The following is a 3529-nucleotide window of genomic DNA, read 5'->3' on the forward strand; positions in this document are numbered from 1 at the left end:
TTATATAGCTCTGTAACTTCACTCACTGATCATGGTTTTATAAAAATTGCTTACCGATCCACCAGGCAATTGCGGCAATAAATGCCGAGGCCGGAATCGTAAAAATCCAGGCCCAAACAATATTACTCGCAACACCCCATCGGACTGCCGACATTTTGCGCGACGCGCCAACGCCGACAATCGCACCGGTAATTGTGTGAGTAGTAGATACCGGCACACCCAAAATGGTCGCCATAAACAGAGTAATAGCACCGCCTGTTTCGGCACAAAACCCACCAACCGGCTTCAGCTTGGTGATTTTTTGTCCCATCGTTTTAACAATACGCCAGCCACCGAAAAGTGTTCCGAGACTAATAGCGCTATAACAAGATAAAATCACCCACCAAGGCGGCAATGAATCAGAGCCGTTTGAAACACCAGCCGCGATCAATAGCATCCAAATGACACCGATAGTTTTTTGTGCGTCATTACCGCCGTGACCGAGGCTATACATAGAAGCGGACACCAATTGCAAACGACGGAACCACTTATCGACCTTGCGTGGCGTTGAGCGTACAAAAATCCAGGACACCAGCACCATCATAATCGAGCCGAAAACAAATCCAAGCAACGGTGACAGAACAATAAAAGCGATAGTTTTAATGAGGCCAGAAGAAATCAACGCGCCCGTACCCGCTTTAGCTACTGCCGCACCAACCAAACCACCAATCAGCGCGTGCGACGACGACGAGGGAATTCCATAGTACCAAGTTAAAATATTCCAACAAATAGCGCCGATCAGTGCGCCGAACACAACGTAATGGTCGACCACTTCAGCGTGAATGGTGCCCTTTCCGACCGTGGCAGCGACATGTAGCTGGAAAACCGCGATCGCTACAAAGTTAAACACTGCGGCCATTGCGACAGCCTGTTGCGGCTTCAAAACACCTGTGGAGACCACCGTGGCGATAGCATTCGCGGCGTCATGAAAGCCGTTCATAAAGTCGAACACTAACGCCAGCGCAACAAGGAAAGCAAGAACGTAAATACTGATATGAAGAGTTTGCATGGAAAATTGAGTCGTTTTAAATACATCGAGGTGGCACGATAAGTATTGACACTTATTATCGTAGACGGCAGCTGAGTTAGCTGCCCCACCATGGCTCAGCACGTTATTTCAACCGTGCTGTGGCGAAAAACCTTAGGCGTTTTCTACGATGATGCCTTCAATGATGTTGGCGACGTCTTCACAACGATCCGTCACTGTTTCCAAAATTTCATAAATTGCTTTTAATTTAATCAACGTACGTACATCCGGTTCGTCGCGGAAAAGCTTTGACATCGCGGCACGCATGACATGATCCGCATCTGACTCGAGACGATCAATCTCTGCACAAATTTCCAGAATTTTTGTCGAGTTGTCCATGTTGTGTAGTAAAGCGACCGCTGACTTTACTTTTTCTGCACAAGCTAAACATAATTCTGCCAGGCGCTTTGCCTCGGGCGTAATTGCCTTAATATCGTAAAGCGAGATCGTCTGTGCTGCATCCTCTAATAAATCAAGGATGTCATCCATACGCGTGATCAGTTTATGGATATCGTCACGATCAATTGGCGTAATGAACGTCTTGTGCAGCATATCAATCGCTGCATAAGTAATCTTGTCGGCTTGTTTTTCGATGCTTTCAATGGCGTGGACCCGAATTTCCAGATCGTCGAAATTGGTCATCAATGCCACCATTTCTTTCGCACCCTTTACGCACAACTCGGCATGTTGGTTAAAGAGCTCAAAGAATTTGCCCTCGGTGGGCATCAATCGTGCAAACATATTTTCTCTCTCTTCTTCATTAAATCTGGATTAAATCTGTGCTGTAATACAAGGAACTCGTCAATCTAATGCCTGTTACCTGGCAGCAAAAATGATGCATCAATAAACATTACAACGTTATGCCAAGGCATTAGTCTCCACCCTGCGGAGCGGCAAGGCCACCGGCATAGTTCTCAAATTTTGTGTATTGTCCAAGAAACGTCAGTCTCAAGCTACCAATTGGTCCATTACGTTGTTTACCAACAATGATTTCCGCTGTACCTTTTTCCTGAGAGTCAGGGTTGTACACTTCATCACGATAAATAAACAAAATAACATCAGCATCCTGTTCAATCGCACCTGATTCACGCAAGTCTGACATGATCGGACGTTTATTTGGACGTTGCTCCAAGGAGCGATTCAACTGAGATAACGCGATCACCGGGCACTGTAATTCTTTCGCCAAGCCTTTTAAATTTCGTGATATTTCAGAAATTTCAGTAGCACGATTTTCACCTGCCGTATTCCCTGACATCAACTGCAAGTAATCGATGATGATCAATCCTAACTTACCGCACTGTCGAGATAACCGGCGCGCACGCGCCCGAAGTTCCATTGAGCTTAAGGCTGGCGTTTCATCAATATATAGCTGTGCATCATTCATTTTTTGGATTGCATGCGTCAAGCGTGGCCAATCCTCATCATTCAGTCGTCCCGTACGCAGACGATGCTGATCAAGTCGACCAACAGAGCCCAGCATACGCATCGCTAATTGCGTGCCGCCCATTTCCATAGAGAACACGGCAACTGGCAGTCCACTCTCTATAGCGACAGTCTCACCAATATTGATAGAAAACGCCGTTTTTCCCATCGATGGGCGGCCAGCAACAATAATAAGGTCGCCAGGCTGCAAGCCAGATGTCATTTTATCAAGATCAGCAAAGCCGGTTGGTACCCCGGTAATTTCGCTTTGATTGTCGCGGCTATATAGTTCGTCAATGCGCTCGACAACCTGAGTCAATAAAGGTTGGATTTCTTGAAAACCTTGTGCGCCACGCGAACCCTCTTCGGCAATAGCAAAAATCTTCGACTCAGCCTCATCCAGCATCTGCTTCACTTCTTTGCCCTGCGGACTGAAAGCCTGGCCCGATATTTCATCTGCCACTGTAATCAACTTACGCAAGATGCCACGGTCGCGCACAATTTCGGCATAGCGGCGAATATTAGCGGCCGAGGGCGTATTTTGAGCCAGCGCATTGAGATAAGTCAAACCGCCGACCTCCTCTGCCTTGCCGGTACTACCAAGCGACTCAAATACGGTAATGACATCCGCTGGTCTGGAGTTATTGATCAACTTGACGATATGTTGAAAAATAATGCGATGGTCGTACCGATAGAAGTCGTCTGCACGAACGAAATCGGCGATTCTATCCCAAGCGGCATTATCGAGAAGCAACCCGCCCAAAACGGATTGCTCCGCTTCGATTGAATGGGGTGGTACGCGTAGTGAATCTAACTGTGGATCTGAAGGTGGCATGGCGCGAATTATACCTGCTTACAAGTTTAGCTCTGTTGCAGTAAACCAAAAAAAGGACAATAAAAAAGCCGGGAGAACCCGGCTTTTTAACATTTCAACAAATACTCGTAGCGCACTCAATCAAATTAAGCGTGCTCGCCGATCACAGCAACAGTCACGTCAACCAGGACGTCAGTGTGCAAAGATACAGCAACGGCGTGGTCGCC

4 protein-coding genes are annotated in these 3529 nt (G+C 47.0%); 1 reads left to right on the forward strand and 3 read right to left on the reverse strand.

Translation table 11 applies throughout. The features are described from left to right. Positions 1-37: 37 nt before the first annotated feature. From QN379_RS23180 to QN379_RS23190, 3 genes are all read right to left on the reverse strand, one after another. On the reverse strand, positions 38-1048 hold the full coding sequence (locus QN379_RS23180) for an inorganic phosphate transporter (RefSeq protein ID WP_322238401.1): 1011 nt from the start codon (positions 1046-1048) through the stop codon (positions 38-40). Positions 1049-1180: 132 nt separating this feature from the next. Beyond that, positions 1181-1807, reverse strand: coding sequence for a DUF47 domain-containing protein (locus QN379_RS23185; protein ID WP_322238399.1), 627 nt, complete (start codon positions 1805-1807; stop codon positions 1181-1183). A gap of 130 nt (positions 1808-1937) precedes the next feature. Continuing rightward, complete coding sequence (locus QN379_RS23190) at positions 1938-3323, reverse strand: replicative DNA helicase (protein ID WP_322238397.1); 1386 nt, start codon at positions 3321-3323, stop codon at positions 1938-1940. Here QN379_RS23190 and QN379_RS23195 point away from each other — a divergent pair. Then, positions 3322-3529: hypothetical protein (locus tag QN379_RS23195; RefSeq protein ID WP_323507735.1), on the forward strand; the 208-nt coding region annotated here is incomplete at its 3' end. The genes QN379_RS23190 and QN379_RS23195 overlap by 2 nt on opposite strands.

The organism is Glaciimonas sp. Gout2 (genome assembly GCF_035018905.1).
In the GTDB taxonomy this organism is placed as follows: domain Bacteria; phylum Pseudomonadota; class Gammaproteobacteria; order Burkholderiales; family Burkholderiaceae_D; genus Glaciimonas.